This window comes from Lamprocystis purpurea DSM 4197, from assembly GCF_000379525.1.
Taxonomy (GTDB): domain Bacteria; phylum Pseudomonadota; class Gammaproteobacteria; order Chromatiales; family Chromatiaceae; genus Thiodictyon; species Thiodictyon purpureum.
This window is the reverse complement of the sequence record NZ_KB902510.1, coordinates 43,698-64,717: the sequence shown is the minus strand read 5'-3', so window position 1 is coordinate 64,717 and position 21,020 is coordinate 43,698. Positions and strand designations below refer to the sequence as shown.

Sequence of the window (21,020 nt, the reverse complement as noted above, 5' to 3'; positions counted from 1 at the left end):
ACAACGCGCCGTGGGCGCGTTGCCCCCACCTTGCCCACACTCATTCACCCTTTGCCCACACTGCGCCGCACGGCCGCCGGAGCTGGCTGAGAACGCCTGCGGCGCAACAGCAACAGATCTTTTCTTAATCGCTGCGCGGATGCCGTCTTAACGACCGCTCCGCGGTGGCTGGGGCAGCGCCAAACCGCTGCGATGAACGTCGGCACGACAACTTAAATTCGGGGGAAAACTGTCCTGGACATGGGGTCCACTATACATTTCGCGCCGGACGCGGTTTAACAATCCGAAAAAATTATTTTTTCATATAAGCGACGATGGAGCAGACCAAGTGATAACCACATCTTTCCGTTCGCGCGCGGCTGCCGCCGGTCGGCGCGCTGCGGTCGTGTTCCAGGCCTTGCTGGCAATCATCCCGGCGTCGGCCGTTGCGCAGCAACCGCTCAAGGGCCAGACGCTCGGCCATAAGCCATTGTGCGAGGCCTCCGCGGCCGCAGTCATCGATTGCCCCGATGGTGCCGGGCGCTGTCTCCTGGTGGGCGACAATGAGGTGCGTACGTCGCTATTCCTATTCAAAATCTTGAACCACGGCATCGACTCGGCCGACCCGCTGCCGCTGCCGCTTACGGTGGGTGAGGACACCGAGTTGTCGGACATTGAAGCCTTGGCGCGGTTGGATCAGGGGGGTGTCGTTGTGTTCGCTTCCCACGGTCGCAATGCGGAGTGCGAGGCGAAGGACAACCGGCGCCGCTTCGGCATCATCGGCAAGCCGGGGGTGGCGCAAACGGCCATCAAGGTGACAGCGTCGGGTGTGATCGGCTGCGCCGCACTGTTCGGCGATCCAGCGCCGACCAGCCCGCTCGTGCGGGCCGCCTGCGCTGAGATCGACCGGGTGGAAGCCGCGGCCGACGCGGTCGCCAAGGACCGGAAACGCTGCAAACAAGTCGATGCCTTCAACGCCGAAGGGGCGGTGAACGTCTCCACGGTAGCCGCGCCCGACCTGTGGATCGGGCTGCGCTCGCCGTTGCTGTCCGCGCATCCGACCCTGACGAGTCGCCGCGACCTTGCCATGCTCATGCATCTAAAGGGACTGGACGCGTATACGTTCGATCGCGTAGCCGTGCTCGATCTGGGCAGGCGCGGGATTCGTGATCTCGCCTTTGCCGATGGCTGGGTCTGGGTCATTGCCGGCCCGCCGGAAGACCAGGAAGGCGGTACGGCGGAGCCCTTCCAACTCCGGCGTTTCCGGGCGGGTGCGCTGGACGCGGATGCGATCATCGAGCCCGAGTTGGTTCGCGACGACCTGCCGTCGTCGGCGGAGGGGCTTGCGATCTTCGACGGTCAAGCCCTAGTGGTGATCGATGGCGATGCGGGTAAAAAAAAGGACAAAGTTTGCGCTGTCCCCGCTGGATTCGTGATCCTGCCGATGGCGGCTGCCACACCAGAATAGGCACGGGATGGACGCCGGAACCTCAACGGCGCTTGGCTCAGGCCGCGCCCTATCTATAGCGTCCGCTCAGGTGGCGGCGCCATTCATCCCGAGAGGAGGACCAACATGCCAGTCACTATCATGAATTCGGTCGGACTGAACGCGAACAACGCTTCGGCGGACGTCAAGAGCATTCAAGAGTTATTGAACGCCAATCGACACTTACTCATCCCGTTCGAGGACCTTCCCGTCGATGGTTCAGCAAGCCCCGCGCTGTTCTCGCGCATCGAGACCTTCCAGCGCCGGGTCCAGCCCGGGACGGTACCTGACGGGCGCGGTCTGCGCGCCGGGTACCGACGGCGGACGTGCGCGCGCCCCAACGGCAACGCGCACTGGCGGGTGTCGCCGATCAGAGCGATGACAAGGACCGCGCCATGGTCTACAGCATCAGTGCCGTTGAGACAGGTACGGCACTGGTCGCGACCGCCACAGTCTTCTCCAGTGCCGTACCCCGGACCGTGCGTGGCACGTGCCGTAGGTCAGTATCGCCCGCTGGTGGGCGATGATCCAGGGCTCATCGGCAGGAGTTGCCGATGTCCGCGACCGCCCGCCTGTTCAACTGCGCTCGCTGTGGCCATCAGGTGGCGATCTGCCGCCACTGCGACCGCGGCAACCGCTACTGCGGTCCGGACTGCGCGCAGGCCGCACGGCGGGCGTCGCGGCGCGCGGCCGGGATGGATCGGCGTCGGGCCAGGGAGGGCTGCGTGCCGACCAACTCGCGGCCGTCCTGCTGGCCCAATTCCCTGAATACGACGAGTGTCCTCGCGCGGGGGACACCGGCGCGTTGCGCTATTTGGCGGGCAGCGTCGATCTGGATGGCGGCGGAAGGGCGGAGGTCGTGGCCTTGACGCTCGGCCGCGAGGCGTGCGGCAGCGGCGGCTGTACCGCCTTCGTGTTACGGGACAGCGGTACCGGGTACCAGATCGTTACCCGCATGGCCTCGGTCTCGGCGCCGATCCTGGCCGCCGCTACCCGCTCCGACCACTGGCGTGACCTGATCGTCGGCGGCGGCGGTGCCGAACCCGGCGCGCGTGTGGTGCGTTTCAGCGGCAAAGGCTATCCGGAAAACGCCTCGCTGGCCCCGCCCGCGGGCAAAGGCGTCGCCGCAACGCCGGTGATCGCCGATGCCCCGACCGCGCTTGCCGCGGCGCCGCTACTGGTGCCTGCGGCCTGTGCCGAGACCGCATCGGTTGCCGCCGGCGAATCGCTCGGCGGCCTGCGCATCGGCAGTGACGCCGCCGCCGCCGAACGCCTGCTGGGACCACCCAAGAGCCGGGGCAAATCCGCGTTATGGGAGGCCGACGGTCTTTACCACCGGGAGTGGACCTTTCCCGCCGTCGGTGTTGTCATCGGGCTGTCCGCACCGAAGCCGCAGGGTCCATGGGAGGTTTTTTCCATGCGCCTGAAGGCGCCGGCGAAGCTGATGACCGGCCGCGGCATTGGCATCGGGGCATCGCGCAAGGAGGTTTTGGCCGCTTACGGCCGCGCCGCGGAGCCCGGCGAATCCGGGGAACCGGGGCGCTCTACCCTGACCGTCGGTACGGACTACGATGCCCTCGTCTTCAGCCTTGATGAGCGCAATCAGGTCGCGGAGATCTACCTTGGGGCGCTGGCTGAGTGAAGATTTACCCGCGCGCAGGGGGAGCCAGCGACACGGCCAGCGTGACCCGATCCGGTGATCGCTAGGCTCAATGGATCAGGGGTTCGCTTTGCAAGGCGCCGGCTTGGGCTGCGGCAACGGCGCCGAGCAGTCGAGTAGGGTCGGTATTTGGACCGGATTGGCGAGGTCCATCCCGCCTCGCGCCATATGGAAGAGCCGGCCAACTGCGTCACGGGAGCGCAAATATCAGTCCCGGTGGTCCCGGGTCATGCCCGCCCTGAACAGAACGGCGAGCCCGAACGGACGACAGGCAGACCGCGCCTTGAGGGCCCCGCCGTTATCGTTTGATTAGGCCCGGGCGCGGCCAGTGCGCGGCAGCTCGGGTCAGTCTCACCCCAGCATCCCCCCCTGCACCGCATACCGCACCACATCCGCCACGGAGTGTAGCCTAAGCTTGTGCATCAGTCGGTTACGGTAGGTATCCACGGTGCGCGGACTGATGTCCAGGACTCGGGCGATCTCCTTGCTGCTATGGCCCAGGGCGACCAGGCGGATCACTTCCCGTTCCCGGCTCGACAAGGCGATGGACCCTTGGCCGTTGCGCTGCAGGGCGCGGAGCTTGGCGCGGATGGAGGGGGTGACGAAGGTCCCGCCGGCGGCGATGCTGCGCACCGCCAACACCAGATCCTCGAAGGAGTTGTCCTTGAGGATGTAGCCGGCGGCGCCCGCCGCTTGGGCCTCCAGCGCGGCGGCGGGGTCATCGTGCATGGTGAGCAGCAGGCAGCGGGTGTCGAGCGCGGCGGCCTCGACCCGGCGGGTGATCTCGATGCCGGTGGCCTGGGGCATGGACAGGTCCAGGATGGCGATGTCCGGTTGGTGGGTCGCGATCATGCTCCAGGCGGCCGCGCCATCGGCCGCCAAGCCGAGCAGGACGATGTCCGGCTCGGCCTGGAGCAGGGCGGCGAGGCCCTGGCGGACGATGGCGTGGTCATCGGCGAGGATGACACCTATGGACACAGGATGGTGTCCTTGGTCAAGGGGACGCAGATACGCACGATGGTTCCCCTGCTGGGGCTGCTGCGCACGCACGAGCGGCCGAGGACGGCGGCGGCGCGCTCCTGGATCATGCATAAGCCGAGCCCCGCGGGATCTGCGCCGGTGCGGTGGGTGTCGAAGCCGACGCCGTTGTCGCCGATGGCCAGGATCAGCCGGTCGTTCATACGCACCCGCAGGAGCACGTCGATGCGGCTGGCGGCGGCGTGGCGCACGGCGTTCGATAAGGCCTCGCGGAAGGCGAGGAAGCATTGTTCCTTGACCTGGTCGTCCAGGGTGAAGGAGCAGTCGGCGGCGCTGACCTGGATACTGATGCCGGTGCGCTGGGCGGTCTCGTTGCACTGATGGCGGATGGCATCGAGCAGCGACAGGCGCTCCAGGAACAAGGGTCGGAGTTCGCAACTGACGGCGCGCAGTTCCCGCAAAGCCGCTCCGGCCTCATCGATCAGTTGATCCAAGAGCGCGACCGGCACCGTCTCTTCGCGCTCGGCCAGCGCCCTCGCCTGCTTGAGGCCCAGGTTGAGCGCCTGCATGGTCTGGCCGACCCCATCGTGCAGCGTTGCCGCCAGGTGTCCGCGGGCCTCCCGTTCGGCATCGTTGCGCAGGCGGCGCACCGCCTGGGCCTGGGCGTCGCGGGTGCGTACCGTCTGGATACCGAAGGCGAGGTCATCGGCTAACTCGGCGAGCAAGGCCACCTCGGGCGGGTCGAAGACGTCCGGCGTGTCCGCGAAGATGCTGAAGTTGCCGAAGGCCGCCCCGTCGGCGCGCAGGGGCAGTGCGATCATGGCGCGATAGCCCTGGCCTATAGCCGTGTCGGCCCAGGGGGCAAGGGCAGAGCGGACGGACAGGTCGCGCAGGATGACCGGTGCCCCGACCTCGCAGGCGACGCGGCAGGCACTGCGTCGGTCGCCGGCGTTGGCGCAGGCCAGGACCGCGGCGGCGAAGGCCGCGTCGCCCTGACCCGCATGGGCCGCCAAGCGCAGCAGTGCCCCGCGACCTTCCCCGGCGTAGCCGACCCACGCGAAACCGTAGCCTTCCTCCTCGACCAAGTTGGCGCAGAATGCAGTAAGGAGCGCGCGTTCGTCCAGGGCGCGGGCGAGACTGCGATTGCAGCGGGAGAGCACGGCGTGAGTGTGGCCCAGGCGGCGCAACTCTTCCTCCGTCTGGCGGCGCTGCGAACGGTCGTAGGTCATTCCTGTCCTTGATTGTCGTTGAAGTCTGGGCAAAACTGCTTATTAATTTACCCGAATCAGGGGGATGTTGGAAACCAAACGGAAGGAAGCGCAGACCGGCACTTCAGTTTTCTTACGGTGTACAGAGGCGAGGCTATGATAGTCGCCGGCGGCAAGCCGCTGCATCTCCGAATCGTCGGCCACGGCAACGCCCGCCGCCCAAGGCGAAAGCAGCAGCGCATCCAACCCGGCGGCATCCCCCGGCCGCGAACGATGCGGTTTGTGCCTGACACTGGTGGCGAATTGCGCTCAAACGGGCGTATCCGCCGCACCGGCTTGGCTCAGACCCGGAATGTCTCACGCCAAGACGCCAAGGTGCTTCAAGCCGCTATCGAAACCGGAGGCGCTCGCGGGGTGACGGGGGTCACCGCAGGATTGCGCGCTTCTTGGCGTGCTTGGCGCCTTGGCGTGAGACACGTTCTTTCCAGACTCCGCGTTCGGGCGCATTCGCCACCCGTGTCTGTGCCTCACCGTACTACATTGATCGCGTGGCCGGAACACGGCCGTGATCATCGGTCGCCCACCGGATCGAGGCGTTACCGTGAAAGTCGCGCGGCGACCCCGTGGGAGCGGCGTCCCGCCGCGATGAGGCCGGGCGTGTCACCGCAGCGTTCGAGGTCACCGCGGTACCGCATCGCGGCGGGACGCCGCTCCCACGGGGGACATTCTTCTTCCGGGGCGGCTGATCTTCCTTCCATGGCCGTTAGCCGGACGAGGGCCGCGCAGACGCGATGTCGGCCCGGGCCAAAGCTTCGGCCGCCGGGGTTCGTGTCAGGCCTTCGCCATGCCCGCTGCCAGGCGGTCGAGTGTCGCGAGATTGTTGCGATAGCTCGTGAGTGCCTGCTCGAAACCGGAGGTCTTGACCCCGGGGTTGTTCTTCTGGAACCGCTGGATGGCGCCCTCGAACATCCGGTATTGATCCTGCCCGCCCACCGCGGCCTTTTCCACCACCCGGCGATTGCCCCACACCCGGCCGCGCTCCTGCTCCAACTCCTTGGCGCCGGCTTGACCCTGGGCCACCCGCTGCTGGACGGACGCCAACCGACGCCGGTCCTCCGCGATGACGGTCTTCACATCGGCGATCAGGGTTTCGGTTTCGCGATTGGAGTTGCGTACGTCCGTGATCATCGCATCGAGCTGATCTTCCTTGTTGGCATAGCGTTGCTGCATGTGGGCGACATAGATACCCGCGATGGCCCCGACGCTGGCACCGATGATGGCGCCGCCGACGGCATCCTCGGTATCACCACCGGCCGCAACGCCGACCGCAGTGCCGACCACGGCGCCGATCAGCATCCCTTGCCACACGGTGCGATCGAACTTCTTTGCCTGTTCGCGCAGCGCCGCCTCCTGCGGGCTGAGTTCACCTTCGTAACCGAAGGTGTCGGGTTTGCCGCCAAACGAGAGTCCCCCGATCGAAAAGCGTCCACCAACCTCGGCCGGCGGACGCTCCGTTTGGGTTTCCAGGCCGGCGGTGCAGGCGATGAGCAGCAGAGTGGTTGCCATCAGGATGGCGCCGCGCCCGAGTGTTTGGAGCATCATGGTTGTTGTCCTGCCGATCCGCCCGCCGGTGTGCCCGGAGATACCGTGGGTTCGATTTGCAGCAAATCCTGCTGCCAGGTCGCCTTGTCCGCGGCCCCGGCCTGGCGATAGGCGTCCAGGTGGCGGGCGAACAGGTCGGCATAGGGGATCAAATAGGCATTGTCCTTGGTCTTGAGCTCTTCATCGACCACCTTGAGTTCCGCTCCGACCTCTGCCGCCCCATAGTCCCGCCCTACGTTCACGACCATGTCCCCATAATAGGACAGGCTGCTGGCCATGCCTTGCTCGATCTCGGCGAGCATCCCCTGCCACTTGGTCATCTTTTCGGCGAGCGCGTCACGCGCTTCGGCGATCAGCTTGGGTCCGTCCCGCGACCCCTGAGCCTGCTTGGCGAAGGTGTCGAAGTTGCTCTGTGCCAGCCCCATCAACCCTTGCAGCACCTCGGCGCGTTTGCCGTCAGTCACCACCCGCTTGCCCATAAAGGCGCCCATCCGCAGCAGGGCGCGTACCGTGCGGGCGCGGGCCTCGTTGAGCCCCGCGTGCGCCTGTTCGACATTGCGCTGAATCAGTTCCAGCCGGGTTCGCAGGGCGTCGTCCTGCGATTGGCGTGCAACCTCCTGCAACTCGGCCAGCGCCTTGTCCGAGTCGACTCGCACGTCACCGGTGAGGCTCGGTAACTCGGACCAGGACTCCTTGATGGCATCCAGACGTGCCGCCGAGACGATGACCGGGGCCGTGACCACCAGTCGGAAGCCCAGGCTGTCGAGTGCCTTGGCGCGGCCGGTGGTGGCATTGAAATAGTTGTGCTCCTGGCGCACGGCGCTGCCGATCTGGCTCGCCGGGGTGAACACATCACCGCCGCGGCTGACGAAACCGCCGGGCTGACCATGGGGACGGCCGCGGCGGTCCAGATGGAAGGGCGCCAGGGTCATTTCGGCCGCGTTGCCGAGCACGTCATACAGGCCCAGCGGGTTGGGCTTGAGCAGTCCCACCGGGTGCAGTTCACCGGCGGCGGAACCGGTGCTCTCGTGCCAGGCATAACGCGCCAGATCGCCGTCCGGCATGGGGAAGACGGTCGCCAGAAAGTCCGTGTCATCCACCGCGAGGCCGCCGCGGGTCGCGAACTCCCATTCCTCCTCGGTCGGCAGGCGCAGGAAGCCGGGTTCCTGCTCTTCCCGCGGCAGGGCGGCGGGGGCCTTGGTGAGCAGCCATTCGGTCGTGCGGCGGGTGAAATCCACCGCGTCGAACCAACTCACGTCGGTCATCGGCAGACGCCCGCGCATCGTCGGTTGAGGGCAGGTGTCGGCGGTGAGTGCGGCGTACTGGTCGCGGGTGGTCTCGTACTTGGCGATGTAGTAGCGGCGCGCGGCGGCCGTGCCCATGCTGAAGGCGCCGGCCAGGTGGCTGAGCCGCCGGCCCTCCTTGTAGCCGCGTGCAGCGTCGGTCTGGCCGAGTTCCACCTGGCGGTCATCGAGCAGGTTCCCGCCGGGAATCTCCACCGGTCGAAAGACCATGGCGCCGCCGCAGGCCAGGGGCAGGATCAGATCCCCCGCGGCGGGCGTCGGGTTATAGAGTTTCTCGGGCCAGGTGATGGCCGGTGCGGGTGTGTCGGCACGGGCCGGACCCATCATCAGGCAGCAGGCCGCGGTGGTGATCAGGAAGATGATTGCGTTCATTTGCGGTTGAATTCAGACCTCACGTAAACCCTCGGCAGGTTCGATGCGCGCCGCCCGCCAGCCGGCCCAGGCCGCCGAACCGGCGGCCCCCAGCAGGGTCGCCGCGAGCGCGATCAGGAGATGCGTCGGCAGCAATCGGCAGATCGACTCGTCATGCTGGAGGCTGTCGGCGAACCAGATGTTCAAGGCCGTGGCCACCGGCAGGTAAACCGCCAGCGCGGCCACCGCCCCCAGCAGGGCGACCAGCAGGGCCTGGACTACCGGGAACAGGACCAGGCTCCTGGTCGGAAACCCGATCAGCCGCACCACCGCCAGTTCGCGGCGTTTGCGCTCCACGTTGGCCAGCAGATTGGCCGCCAGCGAGGCGAGGAACCCCAGGGTGCCGATCATGGCGATCAGCCAGAACACGCGGCTGAGGTTGCGGTCCAGCGCCTGCATGCCGGCGATCTCGGTGACCTGGGTGCGGACCTCCACGCCGTCCGCGGCCAGATCGGCGGCGAGTCCGGCCACCGCGTAGATGCTCACCGCATAGAGGCGAAAGCGCGCGAACTCACGCGGCCCGCCGCGGACTGGCGCGCCCTTCCAGCCCAGCGCCGGGACAGCCAGGCCGTCCCGATAATCCTCGGTCGCCACCAGCAGGGGCAGCGGAACCAGGGCCGCCTCCTCGGCCATCGCCGCATCCGGCAGGATGCCGGTCACCGTCACCTCCCACAGGGCCTGCTCATCCCGCTCGTCGCGGCGGCGGTCGACCCGCGCGACCAGCCGGTCGCCCGCCGCCGCGCCCAGTTTGCGGGCGGCAGCGGCCGAGAGCACCAGTTCCGTCAGGCCGGTCGGCACCGCGGGGCCAGCCGCACCGGCCAACCCCGATGTGAGGAGTGGATCGCCGGTCCCGGTAGGGATCATGGAGACGACTCGCAGGTCCTGCCCGTTGGCGGTGTTCAGCAGGCGGGTCAGGCTGGCGGCGATGCGCCTGGTATTGGGGATCAGAAAGGCGACATCCGGGCGGGCGCCGATGCGATCGAACCAGGCCTGATCATAGTCGCGACTCCCCAGCGGCTGGATCTCGCGATTGACCGGCGACTCGACCAGGCGCTGGGCCAGAGTGTCCACCAGACCGAACTTGAGTCCGAACAGGATCAGCAGCGGGGCCAGGACGGCCATCAGCGCCAGCACGAAGCACAGCGAGATCCGCCGCTCATGGGCAAAATCCCGATAGGCCAGTCGCAGAATTTCAGGCGTGGCGCGCATCGTGATTCAAACTAAAACCGGAATAAGGTTTCATGTGCGGTGACATCTTATTGGTGTTTAGCCCCAGAACAAGGACCGGGTCAGGTCCCCATCACGCTCGATGCGGTGCTCCAGCACCCGCACGCCCGGCAGTCGCTCCGGCCGCCAATCATGGCTGGCGATCACCGCGCAGGCGCCCGACTGGCGCACCAGATCCAAGAACAGATCCAGAATGCGTGCCGCGTTGAGCGGGTCGACCGAGGCGGTCGGCTCGTCCGCCAGCACCACCCCCGGCCGATGGGCCAGCGCGCGGGCGATGGCCACCCGCTGGCGTTCGCCCACCGAGAGTTGGCCCGGACGTTTGTCGAGCTGCGCGCTAATGTCCAGGCGCTCCGCCAAGCGTTCGATCAAACCACCGGGATCACGCCCCAGCAAGCGGCAGGAGAGGGCGATGTTCTCCCGTGCGGTGAGGAAGGACAAGAGCCCGCCGGTCTGCAGCACATAGCCGATATGGGTCCCGCGCAACTGGCCGAGTCCGTCCAGATCGTCGCGCTGCCACAGCCGCCACAGATCGGTCGCGGCGCGATGTTCCGGGCGAAAGCTGAAGATGCCGGCCCGATCCGGGCGCAGGGCCAGTGCCAACAGGTCGAGCAGGGTGCTCTTGCCGCTCCCGCTCGCCCCCTGCAACACCACGACTTCGCCGGGCGCGATACGCAGCTCGGGCACCAGCAGTTCGAAGGCGGTCCCGCCGCCGACGCGGCGCTTGATCAGCCCCTGACACAGGTAGACGGGCGGGGAGGGCGCCATCAGGGCAGGCTATCGAGCGGCAGGGTGGTGACTGCTTCTCCCGGCGGGGCCGCCGGGGCCAGGTTGATCCACCGGTCGGTCTCGTCGTGGACCTTACGGTAGAGCCGGATCTTCTCATCGATCACGTCCAGCACCTCTTGCTGTTCCGCGTAGGAGCGGGCGAGCCAGCGTTCCGGGGTCAGATTCATGATCTGACTGGTGTAGGGCAGCCCGTCCAGCCAGGCCCCCACCAGACCGACATCCGCGAGCCGCTTCACCTGGACCTGACTGACCTTGTCGGGGTCGCGCGCCAGCGCCGCCGCGGCGCCGCGCAACTGGTCGAAGAAATCCTTGGCGTTCATGTGCGTGCGTTCACCGGCGGCGAGGATGGCCTCCAGGGTCTCCTGCAGGTTGCTCAACTGATTCTTGGTGAGCATCACCCGCACCTCCAGCGTCTTCTGGGTCGGGTCGATCAAATCCCGATCGGTCACCCAGGCCTCGATCAGCCGCGGTGCCCGGCTGCCGGTCTCCCGGCCCAGATAGGCCAGTTGCATGGCGCGCCCGACCAGTGCGGTCTTGCGCTCGACCGGATCGACCTTGGGTCCCTCCGGCACTTCGATCAGACGCCCGGACGCCGCGCTCTCGAGTTGCCGCAGCAGGGCGTCGGCGAGGGTGTCCACCTGGGTGCCGAACGCCTCGACCGCGCCGCCCTCGACCGGGAAATAGAGATCGCCCGCGTCGCCCCAGCGGCTCAGTTCCCGATATTGCCGGGTCGCGCCCTCGTGGGTCTGACGGCCCTCGCGGGTCAGCAGGTGCAGCACGGCGATGGCGATCTTGCCGCCGCCCCCGGACTGGTCTTTTTCCTGGGCGAGCAGGCGCAGGCGCTCGGCGGACAGTCCGGTGCGGCCCAGCGGGTCGTTGGCATCGCGCGCGCCGGCGTCGGTGATCAGCACGATATAGCGGGCGTCGAAGCCACTCCAGTCGATGCGCTCCAGGGCGTCCTGGATGCCGGCGTAGGCGTCCTCGTTGAACCCCTTGCTGGAGACGGTCGCCTCCTTGACGCCGGCCACCTTGGACTGGAAGGTCGCCGGGTCGCGGCCGTCCTCCAGCGACGCCGCGACCCGGCTGACATACTCGAGTCCGGGTGCCGCCTCGACGTTGTCCCGGAAGGCGACCAGGCCGAAGCTCAGTCGTTCGCCCAGCGTCGAGCCCCGCAATTTGTCATAGATGCGGCGGACCGCGGTGCGGGTGCGGTCGATGTAGGGGCCCATGCTGGTGGTGCTGTCGATCACGAAGACCACACCGGCGCGATAGCCGGCGGGGCGCGACGCGGCCGTCTTATCGGCCGGCTTGGCGTTGGGTTGGCGCGCCGGTTTGGGCGTTGGCTTCGCGGCGGTGTCCGTGCCCAGCAGGTCCTGCTCCCCCGCCTGCAGGGTCACCGCGGCCACCTTGAGCAGCATGGTCTCATGGCCGCTCTGCAGGTACACCGGCTCGAAGGCGAGGATCGGCAGCAGATAGAACTGCTCGTTCGGGTCGATATAGGTATCCGGCTCTTTGGCAATCACCGGAAAGTCCGTCGGGAAGCGTCCGGTCTTGACCTCGGCGCGCAGGCGGTCGACCTGCGGCACCAGGTCCTCGGCCTCCAGCAGGTGCGTGAGCCGGTCATGATCGCGAAAGAACAGCGCCGGATCACGATTGGAGGTGCGCGTAAAGGCCAGCGTCAGCGTCTGGCGCCAGTCGATCGCCTGGGCCGCCGCGATCCAGCCCTGAGCCGCGTCCGCCGCGGCGCCGACCTCGATCCAGTCCTTTCCCTGGACGGCACGCCGGTCAAAGACATAGAGCACCGACAAGGCCGGCAGCGCCGGACCGGGCGCGGCAGCGCCGCCAGGCAGCGTGAGCAATCGCGTATCGGGCCGCGTCAGCACCCGCTGATAGAGCCCCGGCTTATCCGGAATCGACAGGGCGGTCCGGTCGGCGGTTGCTGCCGGGGCCGCCGTCACCGCGGGTCCGCACAGCAGGGCCAACGCCGCCGCGACCGGCAGCACGCGGGTTAGGAAAGACCTCATTGGATGAGTGCTCCTCTGCGTAAGTTGCCGATGAGGCGCCGCGGCACCCAGGTCCCCGAACGGCAGCGGGGTAGGGGCACTGATGAGAGTACACCGGCGCCTGCTTGCGCTCCAGACCGATGTGATGGGCATCCGGCGCGACGGCCTTGATCATCGCTCCGGCCAGCGACGGACTGTCCGCAACTGGAGGTCGAGGCATTACCGGAAAAGTCGCGCAGCGACCCCGTGGGAGCGGCGTCCCGCCGCGATGGGGCCGGGCGTGCAGCCGCAGCGTTCGAGGTCACCGCGGCACCGCATCGCGGTGGCCGGATGGGCATCGCTCGCGCTCTGCCCATCCTACGCGCTGACCGAATCATTTGAAAAATTGACGATCCGGTGAGTCTCTCGAATACTCTGCCACGACGCCTGCCGCGGCCACGCAACACCTACTCCAAGGAGTCCCAATGACAACCGCACTGGTCAACTGCCCCGTTCAGCCCGTCCCTCAGCCGCTGGCCGCCGCCCTGCGGGCGTGTCTGGGCCCCTTCGCGCTCCGGCCGCTCGCGGCGGCGGGCGCGCTGGCCCTGGCGCTCAGCACCCCGCTCGGCGCCCTGGCCGACACCTACACCGTCACCACCCTTGATGACAGCGGGCCGGGCAGCCTGCGTCAGGCGGTGCTCGATGCCAATGCCCGAGCGGGGGCGGACGAGATCGTCTTTGCCTCCACTGTCAGCGGTACCATCGCCCTGACCTCCGGACGGCTGGTCAGCGCGGACGCGCTGACCCTGACCGGGCCGGGGGCGTCGGTGTTGACGCTGGATGGGGGAGGGGCCTCAGATATCCTGCTGTTCGCTTCTGACCTGACGGTATCCGGTCTGACCTTGACGAATGGGGAAAACGCGATTTATTCCCATTCTTCGTATGATTCGCATCTTAAGGTCAAGGACTGTGTGATCGTCGAAAACTCCGGCTTTGCAATCTTCAGAGACACCCGCAGAAACACGGATTATGATTCCCCCTCCAGCTATTTGGACGTGGATGATTCGATCATTGCCGGTAACGGTAGCGGCATCGAAATGCTAAATTCGACCTATGGTGGCCCTTTTAGCTCTGCTGGCGGCTATGTACGTATCCGCAATAGCGTAATCACCGGTAATCGTGGGGTTACTGCTGTATATGCATTCAGTGGTGGCATCGCCATATCTGACAGCACGATATCTGATAATGGCAGTACTGGTTATTATAGTAAGTATAGCGGTATTGTTAGTTCAATTTACGGCGGCATCAGTATTACCGGCAGTCTGATCGCCGGAAACCGCGGATCGGCTGTCAGCAAAGGGTTCGATGCGTCGGTATGGATTGATGCCAGCACCATTACCGGTAATCGGGGCGCGGGCGTCACCCTTGGATTCGAACGTGGAGACCTGCGCATCCTGAACTCGACCATTACCGGCAACGCGCTCACTGGGGTTGGGGCCTACCTGTATTCTGGATATGTCAGCATGTTGAATTCAATCGTCGCCGGTAACGGACCAGGTTCCGGAGCGGACCTGACGGGACCACACATCTTCGACGTCACCTATTCGCTGATCCAGGCGCCCGGCGACGTGACGATCACTGAATCAGTCCCCGGCTCCAACATTTTCAACACGGATCCGATGCTTGGCCCGTTGGGGGACAATGGCGGTCCGACGCATACCCAGGCCCCGCTGGCCGGCAGTCCGGTGCTTGACCGCGGCGACCCGAACTTCAGCCCCCCACCCGCCTTCGATCAGCGCGGTTCGGGCTACCCGCGGGTGGTCGGCGGCCGTGTCGATCTGGGTGCGGTGGAGGTGCAAGTCGGCGAGGCGCCGTATCGGCGTGCCTGGCTGCAACTCCTGGGCGACACCAACGGCGACGGCACCCCGGAGATTGCCGTGGTCAGCCGGGTTCATGACACCGCCCGCGCGACGGTGAAAGACGCCGCCACCGGGGCGCTGATCAGCCAGGTCGCGTTCAGTGATGCGGTGCGGTCGTTGGTGGCTGCCGAGACCGTGCCGGCCGTCAGGCCCGGGCTCGGGCCGCATCTGGTGCTGCTCGGCGCGGCGCCGGCCCAGGCCGAGACCCGCAATCCGCTGACCGGCGATCTGCTTGGAACCGTCCGCGTCGATAGCAATCCCTTGCCCTCCCCGGTGGACTTGGCGGTACTCCCTGACCAGGACGGGAACGGTGTCCAGGATCTTGCCGCGCTGGTCACGGCAGCGTCGACGCTCGTCGCGGCGGAGCGCGTGACCGAACGCGTGAGTGTTGACTCGAACGGTGCTCAAAGCGAGCCTTCGAGTGAAGCCCCATCGCTCAGTGCCGATGGGCGGTTTGTGGCGTTTCAGTCCGCCTCTGCCAATCCCGACATCAATGGTACTCGCGATATATTCGTCCAGGATCGTTTGACGGGGGCGACCGAGCGGGTAAGCGTCGACTCGAACGGGGTTCAAGGAAACGATGGGAGCTACTTTCCGGTCATCAGCGCCGATGGGCGGTTTGTGGCGTTTCAGTCTTACAGCAGCAATCTCGTCCCGGGCGACACCAATGAAGACAAAGATGTATTCGTCCACGACCGCGAGTCGGGAGTGACCGAGCGGGTAAACGTCGACTCGACCGGGGTTCAAGGGAACGGTTCCATCGGATACGGGGTAGCCATCAGCGCCGATGGACGCTTTGTGGTGTTTAGTTCTTACAGCAGCAATCTCGTCCCGGGCGACACCAATGATGAGTCCGATATCTTTGTCCACGATCGCGTGACGGGGGTGACCGAGCGAGTGAGCGTCGACGCGAACGGGGTTCAAGGGAACGGTTATAGCGGATTCCAGGGGGTGGCCATCAGCGCCGACGGACGGTTTGTGGTGTTTCACTCTGGCAGCACCAACCTCGTACCGGGCGACACCAATGATGCGTTCGATACATTCATCCACGACCGCGTGATCGGAGCGACCGAGCGGGTGAGTGTCGACTCGAACGGGGTTCAAGGAAATTATGGGGGCGGCGGGTCTGGGGCCATCAGCGCCGATGGACGGTCTGGGGCCATCAGCGCCGATGGACGGTTTGTGGTGTTTGGTTCTTACAGCAGCAATCTCGTCCCGGGCGACACCAATGAAGACAAAGATGTATTCGTCCACGACCGCGTGACGGGGGCGACCGAGCGGGTAAGCGTCGACGCGAACGGGGTTCAAGGGAACGGTGACAGCGGAACCTATTACGGGGTAGCCATCAGCGCCGATGGACGCTTTGTGGTGTTTGATTCTGACAGCAGCAATCTCGTCCCGGGCGACACCGTTATGGGTCACCGTATCGTCATCCACGACCGTGTGACGGGGGCGAATGAGCGGGCGGACGTCGACACCTGCATGACTCCAGGCGTTGGTTGGGCATCCTCGTTTGCAATCAGCGCTGATGGTCGGTCTGTCGCGTTTGATTCCACTGCCTTTAACCTTGTTCCGGACGATACCAATCAGGCTTCTGATATTTTCGTCCGCGGACCCGCCGCCGACACGTCCGCGCCCCTGTGCCCGGTTCCGCAAGACTCAACCCAGGTCGAGGTGCGCGACGCGGCCACCGGGACCTTGTTCAACACCCTGGCCTTTCCCGCCCAGTTCGAGCCCCGCCAGGTGCTGGCTCTGCCCGATCTCAACGGCAACGGCAGCGCCGAGGTTGGCGTCGTGTTGTCCGACCCGGACAAGACCGACCGCCTGCTCATCAAAGACACCCGCACCGGTGCCGCGGTGCAGACCCTGTGGTCCGGGGCCGACCTGTTGCAGGCCGCGGTGGTCGCCGACCGCAACGGCAACGGCTTACCCGAGGTGGCGCTGCTATGGCGCGACCCGGCGGTGGGCGACACCCACGTGTGGGTCGTCGATGCGGCCACCAACCAACGAGTCGCCTCGCTGGCCGGGTTCGGCCAGGGCTACGACCCGCTGAAGCTGGCGGTGGTCGCCGATCTGAACGGCAACGGCGTGGACGACTACGCGGTCTTGGGCCGCAACGCCGCGACCGGCCAGGTCGCGGTGTCCGTACAGGAGGGGGCGACCAACCGCTGGCTGAATCGGTTCTGGTACGACAAGGGGTGCACGCCGCTCGATCTGGCGAGCATCGCCGACCTTGATCACAACGGCGCCGCGGAGTTGGTGATGCTGGGCCGCTGCGGCGCCGACGGCGAACTGCGGGCCGTCGTCACCGACGCCAAGACCGGGCAGGTGCTGAACCGGCTGACCTTCTAGCCGTCACTGGCCGGACGGGGCTAGCGCTTCGTCCGGCGCGAGTGGCATCGCACTTGCTTAATCCCACAATGCCCAGTTCTCACATCGCAATTCAGTAGGGTCGCGCGATGCCGCCCAAATGTGGAATTGCTGTGCCGACGCCTGTCACAGATACGCAACACCCAAGCCCAGGAGATCCAATGACACCCGCACTGGTCGACTACCCCGTTCAGCCCGCTCCCCAGTCGCTGGCCGCCGCCCTGCGGGCGTGTCTGGGTCCCTTCGCGCTCCGGCCGCTCGCGGCGGCGGGCGCGCTGGCCCTGGCGCTCAGCACCCCGCTCGGCGCCTTCGCCGACACCTACACCGTTACCACCCTCAATGACAGCGGGCCTGGCAGCCTGCGTCAGGCGGTGCTCGATGCCAATGCCCGAGCGGGGGCGGACGAGATCGTCTTTGCCTCCACTGTCAGCGGCACCATCACGCTGACCTCCGGACCGCTGGTCACCGCGGACGTGTTGACCCTGACCGGACCGGGCGCCGCGGCCTTGACGCTGGATGGGGGTGGGACCTCCGATGTCCTGAACGTTGTTTACGACTGGGATCGGCCGGGTGGGGAGCGCCTGACGATATCCGGTCTGACGTTGGCAAATGGGGAAAACGCGATCGATGCCGGCACTGGAGGGTTTTCTGATTCCGGCACAGATATTCATGTCAAGGAATGTGTTGTCACTGGCCACTCCGACTGGGTCATCATTTCAAACGACGATTATGGGAGCGGCAGGGTCACGATAGAGGATTCGGTTATCGCCGATAATGGCAAGGGACTCGCTGTCCCCGCATCGTCGAAGGGTGGTGGGGGGTATTCAGCAGTCATACGCAACAGCAGCATCACCGGTAATCGCGGTACGGCCGTGGCAGTAGAGAGCGGCTACGTTCTGATATCCGACAGCACGATAGCCAATAATGGGAAGGGGTTTTCCGGCATCTATTACTACAGTAGCATGGCTGTGCGTATCCTTGGCAGCCTGATCACCGGAAATGGCGGACCAGGTGTTGCGATCGGGGCTTCCTCCGGCCTGGTAAGCATCGTCAACAGTACTATTACAAACAATGGCGTTGGCGTATACCATGATGGCGGACAACGCTTGGACATCCTGAACTCGACCATCACCGAAAACGTCGGCAGCGGAGTCGTCGCTTTATCTTCCTGGTCGCCAGGTGTCGGTATCTCGAATTCCATTATCTCCGGTAACGAACGAGGCACCCCGGCGTCTCCGGATAGAGCGGACCTGTATGGAGGTGGGACCTTCAATATCAATTATTCGCTGATCCAGGCGCCCGGTACGGTGTCGATCGAAGAAGCGGTCGCCGGCTCCAACATCTTTGATACCGATCCGTTACTTGGCACGTTGGGAGATCACGGCGGCCCGACCCTGACCCAGGTCCCGCTGCCCGGCAGCGCGGTGCTCGATCGCGGCGACCCGAATTTCAATCCCCCGCCCGCATTCGATCAGCGCGGTTCGGGCTACTCGCGGGTCGTGGGCGGCCGTCTCGATCTGGGCGCGGTCGAGGTGCAAGTTGACGAGGCACCGTATCGGCGTGCCTGGCTGCAACCCCTAGGCGACACCAACGGCGACGGCACCCCGGAGATCGCCGTGGTCAGCCGGGTTCAGGACGCCGCGCGCGTGACGGTGAAAGACGCCGCCACCGGGGCGCTGATCAGCCAGGTCGTGTTCAGTGATGCCGTGCGGTCATTGGTGGCTGCCGAGACCTTGCCGGCCGTCAGCCCCGGGCTCGGGCCAAATCTGGTGTTGCTCGGCGCGGCCCCGGCTCAGGCCGAGACCCGCAACTCGCTGACCGGCGATCCGCTCGGGACCGTCCGCTTCGATCGCGATCCCTTCTCTTCCCCGGTGGACTTGGCGGTACTCCCTGACCAGGACGGAAACGGTGTTCAGGAACTCGCCGCGCTGGTCACGGCAGCATCGACGCTCGTCGCGGCGGATCGCGTGACCGAACGTGTGAGTGTGGACTCGAACGGTGCTCAAAGCGAGTCTTCAAGTGAAGCCCCGACGCTCAGTGCCGATGGGCGGTTCGTGGCGTTTCAGTCTTACAGCAGCAATCTCGTCCCGGGCGACACCAATAATTGGAGAGATGTATTCGTTCACGACCGCGTGACGGGGGTAACCGAGCGGGTCAGCGTCGACTCGAACGGGGTTCAAGGGAACTATGGGGGCTACCGTGCGGCCATCAGCGCGGACGGACGGTTTGTGGCGTTCGAGTCTTACAGCAGCAATCTCGTACCGGGCGAAACCAATGATGGTCCTCATATATTCGTTCACGACCGTACAACGGGGGCGACTGAGCGAGTGAGTGTCGACTCGAACGGGGTTCAAGGGGACGGCGGCAGCTACGCTCCGGCCATCAGTTCCAACGGACAGTTTATTGCGTTTTCTTCTGACAGTAGCAATCTCGTACTAAACGACATCAATGATAGAATGGATGCATTCATCCACGACCGCATGACGGGGGCGACCGAGCGGGTGAGCGTCGACTCGCACGGGGTTCAAGGGAATGGTAATAGCTGGTCTGGATCCATCACCGCCGATGGGCGGTTCGTGGCGTTTTCTTCTGACAGCAGCAATCTCGTCCCGCGCGACACCAATCATGTGAACGATATATTTGTCCACGACCGCATAACGGGGGCGACCGAGCGGGCGAGCGTCGACGCAAACGGGGTTCAAGGGAATGATGGGAGCTACTCTGCGGCCATCAGCGCCGACGGAAGGTTTGTGGCGTTTCAGTCTTACAGCAGCAATCTCGTACCGGGCGATACTAATGGTGCGTTCGATACGTTCATTCACGACCGCGTGACGGGGGCGACCAAGCGGGTGAGCGTCGATGCAAACGGGGTTCAAGGGAGCGGTGACAGCGAATACGCAGGGGTAGCCATCAGCGGCGATGGACGGTTTGTTGCGTTTGCTTCCGACAGCAGCAATCTCGTCCCGGGCGACCCCAATGCTTGGACCGGTACGTTCGTCCACGACCGTGTGACGGGGGCGATTGAGCGGGTGAGCGGCGGCATCTGCGGGACTCCGGGTATTGGAGCGACATACTCGTTAGCAATCAGCGCTGACGGTCGGTTTGTCGCATTTGCTTCCACTGCCTTTAACCTTGTTCCTGACGATACCAATCAGTTTTTCGATATTTTCGTCCGCGGACCCGCCGCCGACACGTCCGCGCCCCTGTGCCCGGTTCCGCAAGACGCGACCGAGGTCGAGGTGCGTGACGCGGCCACCGGCACCCTGTTCAACACCCTGTCCTTCGCCGCGCAGTTCGAACCGCGCCAGGTGGTGGCGCTGCCCGACCTCAACGGCAACGGCAGCGCCGAAGTCGGCGTGGTGCTGTCCGACCCCGCCAAGGCCGACCGCCTGGTTATCAACGACACCCGCACCGGTGCCGCAGTGCAGACCCTGTGGTCCGGGGCCGACCTGCTGCAGGCCGCGGTGGTCGCCGACCGCAACGGCAACGGCGCGCCCGAGGTGGCGCTGCTGTGGCGCGACCCGGCGGCGGGCGACACCCGCGTGTGGGTCGTCGATGCGGCCACCAACCAACGGGTCGCCTCGCTGGCCGGGTTCGGCCAAGGCTACGACCCGCTGAAGCTGGCGGTGGTCGCCGATCTGGACGGCAACGGCGTGGACGACTACGCGGTCTTGGGCCGCAACCCGGCGACCGGTCAGGTCGCGGTGTTCGTGCAGGAGGGGGCGACCAACCGCTGGCTGAATCGGTTCTGGTACGACAAGGGGTGCACGCCGCTCGATCTGGCCAGCATCGCCGACATTGATCACAACGGCGCCGCGGAGTTGGTGATGCTGGGCCGCTGCGGCGCCGACGGCCAACTGCGGGCCGTCGTCACGGACGCCCGAACCGGGCAGGTGCTGAACCGGCTGACCTTCTAGCCGTCACTGGCGGGACTGCGTTTCGCGGTCCGGCCGCGCGGCCATTCGGCCGGACGGGGCCTTTGCTCCGTCCGGCCGAATGGCTGCGCACTCCCTTTTCTTACGCGTTTTCACTTGTTGGTGACCAAGTGTGACAGAGTTCACGCTTTGGGAGTCGGCGTATTGCCGCGCGGTGATTTTCTGCCAGA

The 21,020-nt window shown here is 65.8% G+C and carries 12 protein-coding genes; 4 read left to right on the top strand and 8 right to left on the bottom strand.

Translation table 11 applies throughout. The features are described from left to right. Window positions 1-328: 328 nt before the first annotated feature. Together A39O_RS34295 and A39O_RS36855 are read left to right on the top strand one after the other, a co-directional pair. Window positions 329-1,447 carry a DUF3616 domain-containing protein gene (locus tag A39O_RS34295; protein WP_157640273.1) on the top strand — a complete coding sequence of 373 codons (1,119 nt, stop codon included), beginning with the start codon at window positions 329-331 and terminating at the stop codon, window positions 1,445-1,447. 541 nt (window positions 1,448-1,988) lie between these two features. Then, window positions 1,989-3,107, top strand: a complete 1,119-nt coding sequence (locus tag A39O_RS36855) for a hypothetical protein (RefSeq protein WP_020506289.1) — start codon at window positions 1,989-1,991, stop codon at window positions 3,105-3,107. A gap of 369 nt (window positions 3,108-3,476) precedes the next feature. On the opposite strand, the gene A39O_RS0119190 is transcribed toward A39O_RS36855, so the two are convergent. The 8 genes from A39O_RS0119190 to A39O_RS0119160 form a co-directional block, all read right to left on the bottom strand. Continuing rightward, window positions 3,477-4,103 carry a response regulator gene (locus tag A39O_RS0119190; protein ID WP_020506288.1) on the bottom strand — a complete coding sequence of 209 codons (627 nt, stop codon included), beginning with the start codon at window positions 4,101-4,103 and terminating at the stop codon, window positions 3,477-3,479. Continuing rightward, window positions 4,094-5,332 (bottom strand): GAF domain-containing sensor histidine kinase, encoded by a 1,239-nt coding sequence (locus A39O_RS0119185; RefSeq protein WP_020506287.1) that lies wholly within the window; start codon window positions 5,330-5,332, stop codon window positions 4,094-4,096. Before A39O_RS0119185 ends, A39O_RS0119190 begins: the two co-directional genes overlap by 10 nt. 42 nt (window positions 5,333-5,374) lie before the next feature. Continuing rightward, complete coding sequence (locus A39O_RS41000; protein WP_157640272.1) at window positions 5,375-5,557, bottom strand: hypothetical protein; 183 nt, start codon at window positions 5,555-5,557, stop codon at window positions 5,375-5,377. Between the two features lie 585 nt (window positions 5,558-6,142). Then, window positions 6,143-6,913 (bottom strand): glycine zipper domain-containing protein, encoded by a 771-nt coding sequence (locus tag A39O_RS0119180; RefSeq protein ID WP_026199533.1) that lies wholly within the window; start codon window positions 6,911-6,913, stop codon window positions 6,143-6,145. After that, the gene (locus A39O_RS34285) at window positions 6,910-8,589 is read right to left on the bottom strand and encodes a formylglycine-generating enzyme family protein (protein ID WP_020506285.1); all 1,680 of its coding nucleotides are present in this window, start codon (window positions 8,587-8,589) and stop codon (window positions 6,910-6,912) included. The genes A39O_RS0119180 and A39O_RS34285 overlap by 4 nt, the downstream gene beginning before the upstream one ends. A 12-nt stretch (window positions 8,590-8,601) precedes the next feature. Continuing rightward, window positions 8,602-9,837, bottom strand: a complete 1,236-nt coding sequence (locus A39O_RS0119170; RefSeq protein WP_020506284.1) for an FtsX-like permease family protein — start codon at window positions 9,835-9,837, stop codon at window positions 8,602-8,604. 57 nt (window positions 9,838-9,894) lie between these two features. After that, the gene (locus A39O_RS0119165; protein ID WP_020506283.1) at window positions 9,895-10,623 is read right to left on the bottom strand and encodes an ABC transporter ATP-binding protein; all 729 of its coding nucleotides are present in this window, start codon (window positions 10,621-10,623) and stop codon (window positions 9,895-9,897) included. Then, a complete protein-coding gene (locus tag A39O_RS0119160) occupies window positions 10,623-12,668 on the bottom strand; it encodes a vWA domain-containing protein (RefSeq protein WP_040528214.1) in 2,046 nt (681 codons plus the stop codon). The genes A39O_RS0119165 and A39O_RS0119160 overlap by 1 nt, the downstream gene beginning before the upstream one ends. Window positions 12,669-13,111: 443 nt before the next feature. Between A39O_RS0119160 and A39O_RS36850 the strand changes: the two genes are divergently transcribed. Together A39O_RS36850 and A39O_RS36845 are read left to right on the top strand one after the other, a co-directional pair. Then, a complete protein-coding gene (locus A39O_RS36850) occupies window positions 13,112-16,897 on the top strand; it encodes a choice-of-anchor Q domain-containing protein (protein WP_020506281.1) in 3,786 nt (1,261 codons plus the stop codon). Window positions 16,898-17,388: 491 nt separating this feature from the next. Beyond that, on the top strand, window positions 17,389-20,832 hold the full coding sequence (locus A39O_RS36845) for a right-handed parallel beta-helix repeat-containing protein (RefSeq protein WP_245561933.1): 3,444 nt from the start codon (window positions 17,389-17,391) through the stop codon (window positions 20,830-20,832). Window positions 20,833-21,020 lie beyond the last annotated feature (188 nt).

What these genes read in the sequence shown, in the direction of transcription:
- A39O_RS0119170 (WP_020506284.1), bottom strand. Translation starts at nt 9,837, where the DNA reads ATGCGCGCCACGCCTGAAATTCTGCGACTGGCCTATCGGGATTTTGCC.
- A39O_RS0119185 (WP_020506287.1), bottom strand. Translation starts at nt 5,332, where the DNA reads ATGACCTACGACCGTTCGCAGCGCCGCCAGACGGAGGAAGAGTTGCGC.
- A39O_RS0119160 (WP_040528214.1), bottom strand. Translation starts at nt 12,668, where the DNA reads ATGAGGTCTTTCCTAACCCGCGTGCTGCCGGTCGCGGCGGCGTTGGCC.
- A39O_RS36850 (WP_020506281.1), top strand. Translation starts at nt 13,112, where the DNA reads ATGACAACCGCACTGGTCAACTGCCCCGTTCAGCCCGTCCCTCAGCCG.
- A39O_RS0119165 (WP_020506283.1), bottom strand. Translation starts at nt 10,623, where the DNA reads ATGGCGCCCTCCCCGCCCGTCTACCTGTGTCAGGGGCTGATCAAGCGC.
- A39O_RS36855 (WP_020506289.1), top strand. Translation starts at nt 1,989, where the DNA reads ATGATCCAGGGCTCATCGGCAGGAGTTGCCGATGTCCGCGACCGCCCG.
- A39O_RS34285 (WP_020506285.1), bottom strand. Translation starts at nt 8,589, where the DNA reads ATGAACGCAATCATCTTCCTGATCACCACCGCGGCCTGCTGCCTGATG.
- A39O_RS0119180 (WP_026199533.1), bottom strand. Translation starts at nt 6,913, where the DNA reads ATGATGCTCCAAACACTCGGGCGCGGCGCCATCCTGATGGCAACCACT.